Origin of the sequence: Cryobacterium fucosi (genome assembly GCF_004403515.1) — a bacterium.
GTDB lineage: Bacteria > Actinomycetota > Actinomycetes > Actinomycetales > Microbacteriaceae > Cryobacterium > Cryobacterium fucosi.
In genome coordinates, this window is the sequence record NZ_SOHH01000106.1 from 31,719 (window position 1) to 47,806 (window position 16,088).

The 16,088-nt window shown below is 69.9% G+C and carries 9 protein-coding genes and 1 pseudogene; 9 read left to right on the top strand and 1 reads right to left on the bottom strand.

What is annotated here, in order from left to right:
* Window positions 1-483, bottom strand: a complete 483-nt coding sequence (locus E3T48_RS15170) for an Lrp/AsnC family transcriptional regulator (RefSeq protein WP_134524866.1) — start codon at window positions 481-483, stop codon at window positions 1-3.
* 199 nt (window positions 484-682) lie between these two features.
* Between E3T48_RS15170 and E3T48_RS15175 the strand changes: the two genes are divergently transcribed.
* The 9 genes and pseudogenes from E3T48_RS15175 to E3T48_RS15215 form a co-directional block, all read left to right on the top strand.
* On the top strand, window positions 683-1,693 hold the full coding sequence (locus tag E3T48_RS15175) for an FHA domain-containing protein (protein ID WP_134524867.1): 1,011 nt from the start codon (window positions 683-685) through the stop codon (window positions 1,691-1,693).
* A gap of 40 nt (window positions 1,694-1,733) precedes the next feature.
* Window positions 1,734-2,552, top strand: coding sequence for a PP2C family protein-serine/threonine phosphatase (locus tag E3T48_RS15180; protein WP_134524868.1), 819 nt, complete (start codon window positions 1,734-1,736; stop codon window positions 2,550-2,552).
* Between the two features lie 116 nt (window positions 2,553-2,668).
* Window positions 2,669-4,090, top strand: coding sequence for a serine/threonine-protein kinase (locus E3T48_RS15185; RefSeq protein ID WP_134524869.1), 1,422 nt, complete (start codon window positions 2,669-2,671; stop codon window positions 4,088-4,090).
* Complete coding sequence (locus E3T48_RS15190) at window positions 4,087-9,987, top strand: Ig-like domain-containing protein (RefSeq protein WP_134524870.1); 5,901 nt, start codon at window positions 4,087-4,089, stop codon at window positions 9,985-9,987. The genes E3T48_RS15185 and E3T48_RS15190 overlap by 4 nt, the downstream gene beginning before the upstream one ends.
* A 78-nt stretch (window positions 9,988-10,065) precedes the next feature.
* Complete coding sequence (locus E3T48_RS15195; RefSeq protein ID WP_134524871.1) at window positions 10,066-11,037, top strand: AAA family ATPase; 972 nt, start codon at window positions 10,066-10,068, stop codon at window positions 11,035-11,037.
* Complete coding sequence (locus tag E3T48_RS15200) at window positions 11,034-12,437, top strand: DUF58 domain-containing protein (protein WP_241986854.1); 1,404 nt, start codon at window positions 11,034-11,036, stop codon at window positions 12,435-12,437. Before E3T48_RS15195 ends, E3T48_RS15200 begins: the two co-directional genes overlap by 4 nt.
* Window positions 12,434-14,794, top strand: a complete 2,361-nt coding sequence (locus E3T48_RS15205) for a transglutaminase-like domain-containing protein (RefSeq protein ID WP_241986855.1) — start codon at window positions 12,434-12,436, stop codon at window positions 14,792-14,794. Before E3T48_RS15200 ends, E3T48_RS15205 begins: the two co-directional genes overlap by 4 nt.
* Window positions 14,791-15,402, top strand: coding sequence for an FHA domain-containing protein (locus E3T48_RS15210; RefSeq protein WP_241986856.1), 612 nt, complete (start codon window positions 14,791-14,793; stop codon window positions 15,400-15,402). Before E3T48_RS15205 ends, E3T48_RS15210 begins: the two co-directional genes overlap by 4 nt.
* Window positions 15,403-15,493: 91 nt before the next feature.
* A pseudogene (locus tag E3T48_RS15215) lies at window positions 15,494-16,088 on the top strand (hypothetical protein); the annotation flags it as partial.

A 16,088-nucleotide genomic window follows, 5' to 3' on the forward strand; every position in this document is an offset into this window, starting at 1 on the left:
TTACCGTGTTCCCCAGTTGTAGAGCTGTTTGTGGAGTTTGAGATAGACGAACGTTTCGGTGGAGTTGACGCCCTCCAGGCTGCGGATCTGCGAGTTGAGCAGGGCGATGAGCTCGTCGTCGTCTTCGCAGACGACCTCGGCGAGGATGTCGAAGGAGCCGGCGGTGAGAACCACGTAGTCGACGGACGGGATGGCCGCCAGCTTGTCGGCCAGGATCCGGGTGTCGCCGCTGGCACGGATGCCGATCATGGCCTGGCGGTAGAAGCCGAGCTGCATCGGATCGGTCACGGCGACCACTTGCATGACGCCGGCCTCGGTGAGCTTCTGCACCCGCTGGCGCACCGCCGCTTCGCTCAGGCCGACGGCCTTGCCGATCTCGGCGTACGAGCGACGCCCGTCGACCTGCAGCTGCTCGATGATCTTCTTGGACACCTCGTCCAGCTGGGCCGGCTTCGCTGCCGCACCGCGTCCATTTACGCTCATCCAGCGATTATGCCAGTGAGATTGCCTTTCAGCAAGGGATTCCGTAGTGAATGGGGCACAAAACTGCGGAATCCAGAGTTGGGCCCGGATTGCCAGTCGCTCTGCCGTCGACGCCGGGATGCCGGACAATGGGTCGTGTCCGACAATGGGTCGTGTCCGACAATGGGTCGTGTCGGACACTGAGCGGAAGGCCGGTTCTATGGCACGCGTTGGCTATCTGGTGGCACCGGGGGAAGACGCCGAGTGGTCCTTCGTCGTCGGGTGCGCATTCCTGGCCGCCCTCCCGGCGGACACACCGCCCCCGGTCCTGGCCGCGCTGGACGCGCTCACCGGCGCGCCGACGGTCGAGGCCGAGTCGCTCGTCGCTCTCCTCCCGCTCGGCGGCGATCGCGCGGTCGACAGCTTCGCGGTGATCGTGCAGCGGGAGCCCACCGACGAGGACGGCGTGCCGGTGTCGGTGATCGTGCGAGGCGAGATCGCGGTCGACGTGTTCTCGGTGGGTGGGTCACGGCGCTTCGCGGCCGGCGACATCCGCCCGTGGCTGCTCGCCGATTTCCGGGCCGTGACCGGCCTCGTCATCGGCGGCCCGGCGCGGCCGGTCGTGCCGGCCGGGCTGCTGGACTCCGGGCGGCCCTTCCTCGGCGGTACCGTCTCGGCGAGCCGCCTGTTCTGGACCCTCGTGGACCAGCCCGAGAGCATGGAGGCGACGATCATCCGGGCCCCGCGCCCTGCGGCCGTCGACGCGGACACGGTGCTCCGGGTGCCGAGGGCGCAGGAGGACACGGTGATCCTGCCGGCCCGGGGCTCCAGGGGCCGCGGGCGGGCACCCGTTCCGGCAGGCCCGCCCGTCGCACCCGACCACGCGTTCTATGGTTTCCGGCTGCCGGACACAACGGAGGTACGACTCGACGTGGCCTGCCGACTGGGCCGGCGCCCGCGCCCGGCCCGGGTGGCCGAAGTGCCGCCGCCGCGGCTATTCGAGGTGGTTTCGCCGACGTCCGCCGTATCGGCAACCCACCTCGACATCCGCCAGGTGGGCGACTCGGTGGTGGTCACCGACCTCGGCTCCACGAACGGAACCATCGTCACGCTTCCCCGCCGACACCCGCAACGGCTGGGCTCCCGGCAGTCCCTCGCCGTGCTCCCCGGTACGAGACTGGACATCGGGGACGGTAATATCATCGAGATCCTCCCCGCGAGCGGCGACTAGCCGGCTCCGTGTCCACGCGCCAATTTTGGAAGGCACAATCGTGACCCAGATTGGTCAGGGCTCCTCCGGTTTCACGCTCGAGATTCCGTCGCTGCACAAGACCGTCACGTTGGCCTGGGCGGCGCTGACCGACACCGGGCACCGCCGCGAGGTCAACGAGGACAGCCTGCTTTCGGAACCGCCGGTCTTCGCCGTCGCCGACGGCATGGGCGGGCACTCGGCCGGCGACGTCGCCAGTGCCGCGGTCGTCACCCGGCTGGCCGAATTCGCCGGGCGAGATCACCTCGAACCCGACGCGATCAACGGTGCGCTCAGCCTCGCCGTCTCCGACATGGCAACGGGCGAAGGCGTCACCGACCTCGGCACCGGAACGACGGTGACCGGAGCGGCTGTCGCCGTCGTCTCCGGCGTGCCCCAGTGGATCGTCTTCAACATCGGCGATTCCCGGGTATACCAGCTCACCTCCGGCGTGCTCGAACAGGTCACGACCGACCACTCCGTGGTGCAGGAACTCGTCGACGCGGGGCGCATCACCCGCGACGAAGCGGACGTGCACCCCCACGGCAACATCATCACGCGCGCCGTCGGATTCCATGAGCCCCCGATTCCCGACTACCGGGTGCTTCCAATCCAGCCGGGCATGCGACTTCTGGTCTGCTCCGACGGTCTCACGAAGGAACTCACGGCCTACGGCATCCGTCATTTCCTGATGTCCAACCCGCGGGCAGCCGACGCGGCGAAGTCTCTCGTCGACGCCGCGCTCGAGAACGGCGGGCGTGACAACGTCACCGTGATCGTGCTCGACGTGATCGATGTCGGCGAAATCTCGCCTTCAGCCGTACCCCCAGAGTTGGGGTAGTTGCTTCCCGGAATCCGGCCCGACCGTTGCCTAGACTTGTCAGACGCTCGTCGATTCGCCCGTTCGACCCGCGTTCATCGCACGCTCGACACGCACCGTTACACGGGGAGGCGAACATGGCTCGACGATTGCCCTCGACGCCCCCGATTCTCCCGGGTTTCTCCTACCTCAGGGTGCTTGGATCCGGCGGCTTCGCCGACGTGTTCCTGTACGAGCAGAACATGCCCAGGCGCCAGGTGGCCGTCAAGGTGCTGTTGGCCGAAATCGTGAACGACCACGTGCGCCAGCTGTTCCAGGCCGAGGCCAACCTGATGGCGCAGCTCAGTTCGCACCCGTCAATCCTGACTGTCTTCCAGGCCAGTGTGTCCGCTGACGGCCGGCCGTACCTGGTGATGGAGTACTGCTCCTCCACGCTCAGCCAGCGCTATCGCGTCGAAACCCTGTCCGTTCCCGAGGTGCTTCGAATCGGCATCAAGATCGCCAGCGCCGTGGAGACCGCCCACCAGAGCGGCGTGCTGCACCGCGACCTGAAACCGTCGAACGTTTTGGTAACGGCCTATGGGCATCCGGTCCTGTCGGACTTCGGGATCGCGGCCACCCTCGGCGAGGTGGAGAACTCCGAAGCGATCGGGCTGTCGATCCCGTGGTCGGCCCCCGAGGTGCTCCTCGACGAGGTTTCCGGCTCGATCGCCTCCGAGGTGTGGTCGCTGGGTGCGACCCTGTACTCGCTGCTGGCCGGGCGGTCGCCGTTCGAACTGCCGGGCGAGGAGAACGGTTCGGCCCAGATCATTGCCAGGATCAGCAAGGCCAGGATTCCGGCCCTGGATCGGCCGGACGTGCCGGCCCGGCTCGAATTCATCCTCGCGAAGACCATGTCCCGACGCCCGGAGTTGAGGCAGCGCAGCGTGCTCGAGTTGATCCGAGAGCTGCAATCGGTCGAAGCGGAACTCGGCCTCGCGCAAACCCCGCTCGAGGTCGTCATGGACGGGTGGGCGACGGACACCGTCGCCGACCAGGCCGACAAGACCCGGATCACCGGTGTAAACTCAGTCGACGCCTACGCGGGCAGGCGCCGGCGGCGGAGGCCGGAGGCCGGGAAGAGCGTGTCCCGTTCCGCGACCCGGCCGCCCAGCCTGACCGGCGGCGAGTCCGTGACTGCCGCACACCGGCCACGGCGGCGTGCTCTCACGATCTGGGCGCTCATCGCGGCCGCGGTGATCATCGTCGGCTTCGCGGCCACCGCTGCGAGCATCCTCGTGCGCCAGGTCGGCTCCGGAATCCCCACGGTCAGCGACGTGTCGGGGGAACTCAGGGACGGCACGGTGCTGTTCGGCTGGGCCGATCCGGGAATCAGGGACGGTGACAGCTACGTCGTGGCCCTGCGCACGGGCGAGAGCAGCATCCAGCGAGGAACGGAATTCAACGTAGACCCCAAGGGACAGCCCCGGGTGTGCGTGACCGTGACCGTCAATCGCGACGGCAAGGGCGGAACGCCCAGCGGGGAGAAGTGCGTCGACACCGCTGGTGACGGCCCATGATCCGGCGGTGGCTCTCCGCCCACCGGTCGCTGTTCACCACGACGCTGAGCGGCACCGTCATCGTGGCGGTCATTGCCACCGTGGCGATTGTGTCGGGCGGCTATACCGCCCAGCGGCTCGACCTCGGCGATGCCGCCGTCTGGGTGACGAACGAGGCCCGTCAGGTGGTCGGACGGGCGAACACGGCCGTGTTCGAACTCAACACCGTTGTCGAAGCCGGTAGTTCCCGACTCGACGTCGTGCAGCAGGGAGCGACCGTCCTGGTGCTCGACCGCGGCAACAACTCCGTTGACATCCTCGACCCGGCAACGGCGAAGGTCACGGAGAGCGTGGCGCTTCCGCCCAAGGAGCCGGGCATTTTCCTCGCCGGCGATCGTGCCGTCGTCGTCTCGAACGGCGACGTCTGGAACCTGGCGGCCGACCGGCTCGACAGCTTCGACAGCACCGCCGAGCCGGCGCTCTCCTTCGGTGCCGGGTCCCTGGTCAGCATGGATGCCGACGGGAGGCTGTACGCCTTCACCCCGGCAACCGGCTCCCTGTCCCTCGTCGATCCGACCAGTCCCGACTCGATCGCCTCCGCCGTCACCGTGGCCGCCGGCGGCCCGGAGGACGGTTATCAGCTGACCAGCGTGGACGGCCAATGGGCGCTGTTCAACGCGTCGACCCGGCACCTGTTCCTCTCCCGCGGCGAGGTCGATCTCTCGCGGGACATCCGTGCCGGCGACGCCCCGCTGCTGCAGGAGCCCGGCGTTCGCGGGGACCGGGTGCTGATCGCGCACCGCAGTGGCCTCGAGGCGGTTCCCCTGGCCGGGGGACGACCGTCGACAGTGGTGAGCGGACGGGCCGGGCAGGCCGTCGCACCGGCCTCGGACGCCGGATGCTCCTACGCAGCCTGGGGAGACGGCACCGTCTGGCGGGACTGCGCCGGCGACCCGGCCAATGGCCGCACCGACACCCTCACCGGCCTCGCGGGCGACGCCCGGCTCGCCTTCCGTCGGAACGGCACGGGGATGGTGCTCAACGACGCCCTCAACGGGGAGGCCTGGGCGGTGCAGCGCGGGAACGAGCTCATCGACAACTGGGCCGAGCTGATCGACAGCAACCAGGACCAGCAACGGGTGGTGGAGAACAACGACGATACCCCGCCGGAGTTCGAGAAGGCCCAGGTGCCGCCGGTCGCCGTCGACGATGATTTCGGAGCGCGGCCCGGCCGCACCGTGACCCTGCCGGTGCTGCTGAACGATTTCGACCCGAACGGCGACGTCCTGGTGATCGACTCGCTCAGCACCCTCGCGCCCGAGACCGGCCGACTCGACCTGGTCGGGAACACCCAGCAGGTGCAGTTGACGCTGGAACCGACCGCAGCGGGCACGGTGAGCTTCGGCTACACCGTCAACGACGGCCGTGGAGGCAAGGCCTCGGCCACGGTCACGGTCACCATCCGGGGCCCGGAGGAGAACTCGGCCCCGGCGCAGGCCCGCGGCACCCACACCACGGTGAGGGCCGGCGGCCGGGTCACCAGCCAGGTGCTCGGCGACTGGGTCGACCCGGACGGCGACCCGATCTACCTGACCGAGGCGACTGCGATCGCGCCCGACCAGATCAGCTTCACCCCGGGCGGTGCCGTCGTCTTCAGTGATGCCGGCACCAGCTCCGACGCGAAGTCGATCGGTCTCACCGTCTCCGACGGCCGGGCGGCAGGGACCGGGACGCTGTCGGCGACGGTCCGTCCATCCGGGTCGGTGCCGATCATCGCCGAGGCCTTCATCGTGCTGGCCACCGCCGGCGCCGAGGTGACCGTGTCGCCGCTCGAGCACGTCCGGGGCGGATCGGCACCGCTCCGGCTGAGCAGCGTGCCGGCGAAACCGGATGTGACCATCACCCCGGACTTCGACGGCGGCACCTTCCGCTTCGCCAGCAGCGCCGTCGGGGTGCACGAGATCGAGTACGCGGTGACGGACGGGACGCTCACGGCGACCGGCCGCATCCGGGTCGACGTGTCGGCGGCGCCGGACGCGAACAGTACCCCGATCACCGTCCCGCACACGGCCTTCGTCCGCGGCCAGCAGGCCACCCTCGTGGACGTGCTCGCGACCGATATCGACCCGGCCGGCGGCGTGCTGCTGGTTACCGGCACGACGAACGCGCCGGCCGCCAGCGGGCTACGAATCGAGATCCTCGACCAGCGCATCCTGCGGGTCACGCTCACCAAGCCCCTCGAGAACGGTTCGGTCGCATTCGGCTACCGGATCAGCAACGGCCTGGCCGAGGCAGAGGGCACCGTGACGGTGATCCAGATCCCGCCACCGGCCCGCAAGCAGGCGCCTCTCGCCGTGCCCGACACCGTCTCGGTCCGGGTCGGTGACGCCATCGACGTGCCCGTGCTGGTGAACGACGAACACCCCGACGGCGACACCCTCACGCTCGATCCCACCCTCGCCACCGAACTCCCGGCCGGAGCCGGACTGCTCTTCGCCTCGGGCACCGTGCTGCGCTACCTTGCCCCGAACAGGACCGGCAATTTCACCGCCGTCTACCGGGTGAACGCCCCCGACGGCCAGTTCGCCAACGCGGAGGTGCGCATTTCAGTGCGGGAAGCCGACCCGCACTCGAACAACCCGCCCGTGCCGAAGACCGTGACCGCCCGCGTTCTCGCCGGCGACACCGTGAGCATCCCGATTCCGCTCTCCGGCATCGACCCGGACGGTGACTCCGTGCAACTCGTCGGCCAGGAAACCAACCCGGAGAGGGGCTCGGTCGCGATCGGAGGCTTCGACTCGATCGTGTACACAGCGGGGGACTACTCGGCAGGCACCGATACCTTCACCTACGCGGTCGTCGACGCCCTCGGCGCACGGGCAGTGGGGACCGTGCGGGTTGGGATCAGCCCTCGGCTTGACGGCGCCCGCAACCCGGTCGCCGCGCCCGACGAGGTCATGGTGCGTCCCAAAAGCACCGTCGCCGTCCGGGTACTCGGGAATGATTCGGACCCCGACGGCGGGTCCCTGACCATCACCGCCGTCCTGGCGAGCGGAGCAGGAGACGCCCAGGGTACGGCCGCCATCGTCGATGGCGTCGTATCGGTGCACGCGCCGGCGGGCGAGGGCCGGTACGGCTTCATCTACGAGATCCAGAATGATCGCGGCGGCTCGAGCTCCGCCTTCCTCACCGTTGTCGTGCGCAAGGATGCTCCGCGTTCCCAGCCCGACGCGCGCGACACCCACCTGACGCTTTCCGACGTGCTCGACCGGCGCACGATCGACGTCGATGTCCTCGCCAATGTCTTCTTCGCCGAAGGGTCCGGCCGGAGCCTCGGCCTGGCCGTGCCGGCCGGTTTCTCGGGCGTCGCCGAGGTGACGGACAATCGCCGCGTCAGGGTGAGCGTCGGTAAGAGCAGCCAGATCATCCCCTTCGAGGTAGCCAATCCGGACGACCCGACCATCGTCTCCTACGCGTTCATCTGGGTGCCCGGCTCGAACGATGCCCTGCCCCAATTGCGCAAGGGGATGCGCCCGATGAAGATCCAGAGCGAATCGACCCTGACGATCGACATCAACGACTACGTCGTCGCCGTCGGTGGCAAACGGGTCCGGCTCACCGATCGGAGCCTGGTCCAGGCGACTCGTTCAAATGGTGCGGACCTGGTTTCCTCGGACACCCGGCTCGTGTTCACCAGCAGCGACAAGTACTACGGGCCCGCCTCGATCTCGTTCGAAGTGACCGACGGCTCCGGCGCCAAGGACCAGGACGGCCGCACCGCGACGATCGTGCTGCCGATCAACGTCACCCCGCGGGAGAACCAGCCCCCCGGCTTCGACGGCGCCGTGATCGACTTCGAACCAGACCAGACCAAGGTCATCGACCTGACCCGGCTCACCTCGTACCCCTACCCGAAGGACCAGGCCGAACTGACCTACACGGTCCTCGAACCCCGTCCCGTCGGGTTCAACTATTCCCTCGACGGGCAGACGCTCACCCTCCATGCCTCCGAGTCGACGCCGAAGGGCGTCGGCGGCGCGATCACGATCGGAGTGCGCGATGGCATTAACACCGGAAAGGCCGGCCGAATCGAGATGGGTGTGGTCGCGTCGACGCGGCCCCTTGCCGTTCCAGCCGCCGATGTTGTGATCGCCCCGCGAGGCCAGAGCACCGTCCTGGACGTGCTTGCAAACGACGATGCAACCAACCCTTTCCCGGCGGTGCCGCTCCGGGTCGTGGCGGTGCGCGGCGGCGATGGCGCCGGGGTGCCCGCCGGAGTGACCATCACCCCCAGCGCCGACAACAGCCGTCTCACCGTCAAGGTGGCGCCGGATGCCGCCCCCGCCGACACGAATCTGCAATACCAGGTCGCCGATGCGACCGGCGACCCCGACCGGTTCGCCTGGGGCACGGTGCGCATCTCGGTGCAGGACAAACCCGACCCGGTGTCGAGCCTCGGCGTGACAGCCTTCGCGGACCGCCGGATCTCGGTGTCGTTCAACGCGGGGGCAGCCAACAACTCCGCCGTCACCGGCTACGAGATCTCCGTGAAAAGCGTGGCCACGGGCGCAGTCGTCGGCAGCACGGTCTGCCAGGCAACAGCCTGCGAGATCGCGACGGCCGGCAACGGGCGGGACAATGCCGTCCAGATCTCGGTCGCCGCCCGCAACGGCATCGGGCTCTCAACGGCCACGGTGCTCGCCGACCAGGTCTGGTCCGATGTCGTGCCACCGGCTCCCACAGGGCTGTCGGCGGAGCCCCTCGACTCGGGGCTGCGGCTGCACTGGAACACGGTGACCCCGGTCGGCGGCGGCACCGCGATGCGCGGCTACGTCGTGACGGTCGGGGGCGGCCCGCAAAGCGAGGTGAGCGCATCCGGGCCGTCGTGCACCGCGGACTCCTGCACGATCGACGTCGGCGGCCTCGCCAACGGCACGGATGTTCCATTCACCGTGAGCGCACGGAACGACGCCTACCCGGCGCTGTCCGCCTGGAACACCTCCACCGGCAACGGACGGCCGTTCGGCCCGGCCCGGGCCGGCGCGATCACCGCGAACGCGGTCGATTCGAGCGGCTCCGTGACGGTGAGCTGGGACCCGTTCGACGGCCGCGGCGACGGCATCGCCGGTTACTTCGTGCAGCGGGTGAGCGCGGACCAGGTGCCCACCGGGGCCCAGTCCTGCTCGGTGACCAGCCCGGCGCCCGGAACGCTGGTGGCGCCGACCCAGGGCGGGATCGTCGCCGAGCAGAAGGCCGTCGCTGCGGGCACCACCTCCGTCGTTTTCGACAACCTGCTCGCCGACAACGGCCACTACTCATTCGTCGTCTGGGGTTACAACCGGGCCGGCTGCGCCCCGACTGCGGTGGCGACCGTGCTCGTGCGGCCGGCGCCGGCCGACATCACCTCGGTGAACAGCCGGATGGCGATGCGCGACGATTCCTGGGACGTCCGCATCGACGGTGTGAGCCCCAGTGCTGGCGTCCACCACTACAACATCCGTGCCGTCGACGGTTCGGGCAACCCGATGCCGTGGACCGATGTCACCTTCCCGGCGACGACCTGGCCGCGGGCGCCGCTCGGATTCCGTTTCGGCGAGGTGGTCCGCTTCCAGGTGCAGGCCTGCAAGGTGTGGGGTTCCTGCGGGACCTGGTCCGGCACCTACCCGGCGGCGCCGGAGGCATCCGTGAGTTTCGCCGTGCAGGGGCTGGTCTACACGGCGGGCGTGTTCTCCTGGACGAACGGCCCCGACAACAACGGGATCGAAGCGAGCTACGTGTGCCTGGTGCCGGGTGACCCGTCGGTGACCCCGGTGGCCGGCCTGGCGAACACCTGCACCTTGCCCTCGCCGCCGCCGCCGGCCGGCACTGTGCGACTCACCGTGACGGTCAACGGACAGGGTTTCTCCTATGACAGATGAGCCAGTGACAGGTGAGCCAGGCAGATTTGGCCCCGCACCGAGCCCGACCCCCATGCCCCGAACGAAAGTGACCACCCCATGACGATGACCGCGGAGCAGGCCACCCAGTTCGCCGATGTGTTCGACCGGCTTGTGAACGGGGTGGAGCAGGTTCTGCTGGGCAAGCACCACGTGATCCGGATGTCGTTCACCGCCCTGCTCAGCGGCGGCCACCTGCTGCTGGAGGACGTGCCTGGAACGGGCAAGACCTCGCTTGCCCGCGCCATCGCGCAGAGCGTCCGCGGCTCGAGCAACCGGGTGCAGTTCACCCCGGACCTCCTGCCGGGGGACATCACCGGTGTGAGCATCTACGACCAGCGGAGCGGGGCCTTCGAATTCCACCGTGGTCCGATCTTCGCCAACATCGTCCTCGCCGACGAGATCAACCGGGCCAGCCCGAAGACCCAGTCGGCGTTGCTCGAAGTGATGGAGGAGGAGCAGATCACCGCCGACGGCGTGACGCATCCCGTTGCGGCGCCGTTCATGGTGATCGCCACCCAGAACCCGATCGAGCAGGCCGGCACGTACCGGTTGCCGGAGGCCCAGCTCGACCGGTTCATCATGAAGGCGTCGATCGGCTATCCGGACCATTCCTCGACGCTGCGCATCCTCGAGGGCGCGGCGCTGCGCGCGCACGAGGCCGTGGTGCCCCCGATCGTCTCCTCCGAGACCGTCGTGGAACTCGCGGCCCTCGCCCGAACGGTCTTCGTCGACGCCACCATCAACGACTACGTCGCCCGGCTGATCGAGGCCACACGCACGAGCACCGAGGTGCGCCTGGGCGTGAGCGTGCGCGGCGCCCTGGCCCTGATCCGCACGGCCAAGACCCTGGCGGCCGCCAGCGGCCGCCACTACGTGATCCCCGACGACGTCAAGGAGCTGGCGGAAACCGTGCTCGCCCACCGGCTCGTCCTCGACCCGGAGGCCGAATTCGACGGAGTCACACCGTCCAGCGTGATCGCCCGGATCCTGATCGAGACCCCGCCGCCCAGTGACAGGCTGACTGTGTGAGCCAGGTCAAACTCACCCGCAGCGGGGTGACCCGGAGCAGCGCTGACCTCGTCGGCGGTACCGGCCGAACGGATGCCCCGCCGGAGGTGCAGGCCGGACATCCGGCCCGGTTGGACGCGTCCGTCCGCGACGGCAGGCTGGCTGGCGCGATCACGGGCATGGTGCGGGCCGGGGGGGCGCTGGCCGAGCTCGGATCGGCCTTCGGACGCTTCGTCGCATCGGTGGTCACGCCGCTCGGCTGGTGCCTCCTCGTCGTGGTGTTCTTCTCATTCCTGTTCGGCTACGGCCTCGGCTGGACCGAACTCGTCGCGATCGCCTGGTCAGGGCTCGTCCTGGTCGTGGCCGCGTTCTGCTTCCTGATCGGACGCAACGCCTACGAGATCCACCTGTCCCTGCCGGTCGACCGGGTCGTCGTCGGGGCGAAGGTGCCGGGGGAGGTGACGGTGCTGAACCCGACCGGGCAGCGCCTGCCGGGGGTCGCTGTCGAGGTCCCGGTCGGTGCCGGACTGGCCGAATTCGCCATGCCCGGACTCGCCCGTGGTAGCAGCTTCGACGACGTCTTCATCGTGCCGACCACGCGCCGCGGAGTCATCCCGATCGGACCGGTACGCACCGTGCGCGGCGACCCGGTCGGGCTGCTGCGGCGGGAGATCGTCTGGGCCGAGCGCGTCGAACTCTTCGTGCACCCGCGCACCATTCCGATCCCGAGCATGAGCACCGGGTTCATCCGCGACCTCGAAGGCAATCCCACCCGCGACCTGACCAACAGCGATGTGTCCTTCCATGCCCTGCGCGAATACGTGCCGGGCGACGAGCGCCGCAGCATCCACTGGAAGAGCACGGCGAAGACCGGTCGCTACATGGTGCGGCAGTATGAGGAGTCGCGCCGCAGCCACCTGATGGTCGCCCTGAGCCTGGCCGAGTCCGACTACGCGACCGAGGACGAGTTCGAAATGGCGGTCAGCGTGGCCGGGTCGCTGGGGGTCCGGGCGGTCCGTGACGCGCGAACGGTGTCGGTGCTGGCCAGCGAGGCGACCGAGGGCACACGGCGGCGGATGTCCGCGGTGCGGACCCTGAGCACCCTCACCCGCACGCGCCTGCTCGACGACCTCAGCAGGGTCGAACTCTCTGGCGCGGCGCTGCCGGTCAGCGAGTTGGCGAAGGCCGCGGCCGACAAGGTCGCCGGGATCTCGGTGGCTTTCCTGGTCACGGGGTCGTCGACCACACTGACCGAACTGCGAGCGGCCGCACACCGCTTCCCGGCCGGAGTCGAGGTGGTCGCCGTCGTCTGCGACCCCGAGAACGTCCCCAGCCTCCGGCGGGTCGCCGAGCTCAGCGTGCTCACCATCGGATTCCTTGACGACCTGAAGCACAGCCTGGCCAGGACGGCCGCCGTATGAGTGCGGGCAGGGAGCCCAGGCCGGTCGGTCGGCCGCGCACCGAATGGGGCTTCGTCCTCGGGAACGCGGTCGGCCTGATGGCGGCCACGTTCGCCGCCGCCAGTGCGCTCTGGCCGATCTACCGGAGCACCGAATTCGTCGTGCTCGTCGTCGTCGCGTTCGCCTTCGGCGTTCTCGTCGCAGTGTCCGGCGCGGTCTTCCGCTGGCCGGCGTGGCTCGTCGGCCTCGTGACGATCGCCGTCTTCCTGCTGGCCGGGGTTCCCCTGGCCATCCCAGGCGAAGCGATCAACCGATTCCTTCCCTCCGCCCAGGGCCTGCTCGACCTCGTCAGGGCCACGGCGCTGAGCTGGAAGCAGCTGGTCACGATCGTGCTGCCCGTCGGTTCCTACCAGGCGCTGCTGGTCCCGGCGCTGATCCTGGTCCTGCTCAGCACCGTGGCCGGGTTGTCGATCGCGCTCCGCGCTCGCGTCGGCGAGCTCGCGGCGCTCGCGCCCGTTGCACTCTTCATTGCCGGGATCGGCCTGGGACCCACGACGGCGACCACCCCCATCGAATCCGGGCTCGGTCTCTTCGTGGTGCTGCTGTTCTGGCTGCTGTGGCTGCGGTCGGTGCGCCTTCACGGGATCGTGCGCCTCGTGTCCCAACAATCCCGCCGCACGATCGAGTCCGCCGCCGACCGCCGGCTCGGCGCCGCCAGGCGACTGGTCAGCGCCGCCCTGATCATCGCCGTCGCGATCGCGGCGGGCACGGTCGCGGCGATCGCCCTCCCCGTGGGCGTTCCCCGCGACGTGCTGCGCGCGCGGGTGCAACAGCCGTTCGATCCACGGGCCTTTCCCAGCCCGCTCAGCGCATTCCGCGGCTACCTGCAGCCGGGAGCGGCCGATCAGGCCCTGCTCGAGGTGAGCGGTCTCCCCCCGGGAGGGCGGCTTCGAATCGCAACCCTCGACAGCTACGACGGCATCGTCTATTCCGTGGGCAGCGGCACGGTCGCCAGCGCGTCGGGCTCCTTCACGAGGCTGCCCGACCGGCTCGACCAGTCGGCGGTCGGCGGGGAACAGGTCAGCCTCGCCGTGACCGTCGACGGCTACGACGGCGTCTGGGTTCCCGGCGCCGGATCCCTCGAGCGGATCACGTTCACCGGGCCCACGGCGGTCGCCCGCTCCGACTCGTTCTTCTACAACGACAACAGCGGCACGGCCGCCGTGCTGACCGGCCTGACCAGGGGAGACCGGTACACGAGCGTCGCCGTGATGCCGCGGGAACCGGCCAGCCTGGCCACCCTGCAGCCGGGAACGGCCGTTCTGCCGGCCCTCGAGGTGGTCCCGGACGACCTGGACCAGGTCCTCGCCCGCCACGTCCGGCCCGGCGACCCGCCCGGCGTCCAGCTCCAGGCCATGCTGGCCGGCCTGAAGACGGATGGCTACATCAGCCACGGTATCGGCGCCGACGAGCCGGTCAGTCGTTCGGGCCACGGGGCAGACCGGATCGGCCAGTTGTTCACCGACCAGCCCATGCTGGGCGACGCCGAGCAGTACTCCGTGGCGGCGGCCCTCCTCGCACGGCGCCTGGGATTCCCGGCCAGGGTCGTGGTCGGGTTCGCACCCCGGGTTCCCCGCGGGTCCGGTTCAGTGACCGTCACCGGCTCGGATGTCTCGGCCTGGATCGAGGTGCAGTCCGCCGACGGGCGGTGGGTCACGGTCGACCCGAACCCGGCCGTCAGGGACATCCCCGCGAAGCAGCCCGACAAGCCCACGGTGGTGTCCCGCCCCCAGTCGGTGGTGCCGCCCGCAGTTCCCGACACCGCGGAGCAGCGCGACCCGGCCCCGCCGGAAAGAACGATCGAAGACCCTCCCGCACCCCTCGACCCGCTGCTCGCCTTGCTGCTCGCCGCCGCCACGGTGGCCGGCTGGACCCTCCTCGGCCTTGCGGTGCTGGCAGCGCCATTCCTGCTCATCATCGGCGCCAAGGCCAGGCGCCGCAGACTGCGCCGAACCCTCACGACGCCGCTGGACCGGATCCGCGGCGGCTGGCGCGAATTCGCCGACGCGGCCCTGGACTACGGGATCGACGTGCCGGCCGGCGCGACCCGGATCGAGGTGGCAGAAACGGTGGGCGGCCCCGGGACGCTTGACTTCGCCTCGGTCGTCGATCGCGCGGTGTTCGCACCGGACCGTCCGGGCACCGTGGAGGCCGACACCGTCTGGGCGTCGGTCACTGAGATGCGCGCCGGGTTGGCTGCCGGGAAGAAGCGCCGCACGAGGCTCGCGGCGCTCGTCTCGCTCCGGTCGCTGGGTCGGTACGCTGGAGGGACATCCGTTCTTCGGTCGGTGCGGGGCAAGGGAGGATCGGCGACGTGAACTGCCTGATCTGCGGTGCCGCGTTACCGGCCGGCGCCATGTTCTGCGGCGAATGCGGCAGTTCGAGTACCGCCACGCCGAAGACCCGGAAGCGCCCGGACCCACGCCCGAATGACACCACGATCATCCAGCCGCTGCCGCGTCAGCCCGTGGTCATCTCGATCCCGCTCGGCGCCGACGGCCGGGTGCAGGTGCCGGTGCCGCCCGCGCCCGCAACGACACGTCCTGCCGCCGCGTCGCCTCCCGCGCCTCCCGCGCTGCCCGCCGTCGAGCGGCCGCGCAGATCGGTGTTCGTCCTTCAGTTCAGCACGGGGGAGACCGTTTCCGCCCCAGGCACCGGGCTGATCGGCAGACGGCCCCTGCCACAACCGACCGAACGTTTCGACACCCTCGTGCAGGTCAACGACCTGGGGATGTCCGTGTCCAAGAGCCACCTCGAATTCGGGCAGCATGACGGCGAATTCTGGGTCAGCGACCGCTATTCGGGCAACGGCACCATCATCCGGCGCGCCGACTCGACATCGGTGCGGTGCGAACCCGGCCGGCGCTACCTCGTGCCGCGCGGTTCGCGGGTCGAGATCGCCGACCAGTTCTTCATGGTCGACTAGCGCCATCCCTCCCCACCCCGGCCCGGCCGCGGTCCTGCCCGGATGCCTGCGGCCGGGCCCCGGCGCGTCCGCACCGTGGTCTCCTTGACCCGTGTTCAGACCAGACGAGCCACTGATCCTGCCTGCGCGGCCGGTCGACCCGCCCGCGCCAGGGTTTCCGTTGATCGCCAGCGCTGCCCCGCTGGTGGTCGCGGTCGTGATCTGGATGTTCACCGGCTCGGCCTTTGTGCTCCTCTTCGCCGTCCTCGGCCCGGTCATCGCTGTCGGCAGCATGGCCGACGGCCGTCGCAGCAGTCGCCGCACCCGGAACCGGGCGGAGGAAGCCCACCGGGTCGCCCTCGCGGCGCTTCGCACGCGGGTCGGGCTGCAGCGGGCCGCCCTGGTCCAGGCCGCCTGGAGCCGTACCCCGTCGGCGACCGGCATCCTGCACGATCCCGCCGGCACTGTGCGGTGGAGCGCGAAACCGACCGCTCCGGTGCTGGTGAGCCTGGGCAGCGGGGAGGTGCCCAGCGGGCTGCGGCTGGAGGGCGCCGCCGGCCCCAACGACGAACCGGGCATCCGCGAGCTGGCGGCCACCCTGTCGGACGCCCCGATCACCGCGGACCCGCACGACGGCATCGGCATCGTGGCGGCCCCGGCCCTGGGACGGGCCCTGGCCAGGGGGCTGCTCGTCCAGGCCGCCGCCG

Coding starts and splice junctions, on each gene's coding strand:
- E3T48_RS15170 (WP_134524866.1), bottom strand. CDS start 483: ATGAGCGTAAATGGACGCGGTGCGGCAGCGAAGCCGGCCCAGCTGGAC.
- E3T48_RS15175 (WP_134524867.1), top strand. CDS start 683: ATGGCACGCGTTGGCTATCTGGTGGCACCGGGGGAAGACGCCGAGTGG.
- E3T48_RS15185 (WP_134524869.1), top strand. CDS start 2,669: ATGGCTCGACGATTGCCCTCGACGCCCCCGATTCTCCCGGGTTTCTCC.
- E3T48_RS15190 (WP_134524870.1), top strand. CDS start 4,087: ATGATCCGGCGGTGGCTCTCCGCCCACCGGTCGCTGTTCACCACGACG.
- E3T48_RS15195 (WP_134524871.1), top strand. CDS start 10,066: ATGACGATGACCGCGGAGCAGGCCACCCAGTTCGCCGATGTGTTCGAC.
- E3T48_RS15205 (WP_241986855.1), top strand. CDS start 12,434: ATGAGTGCGGGCAGGGAGCCCAGGCCGGTCGGTCGGCCGCGCACCGAA.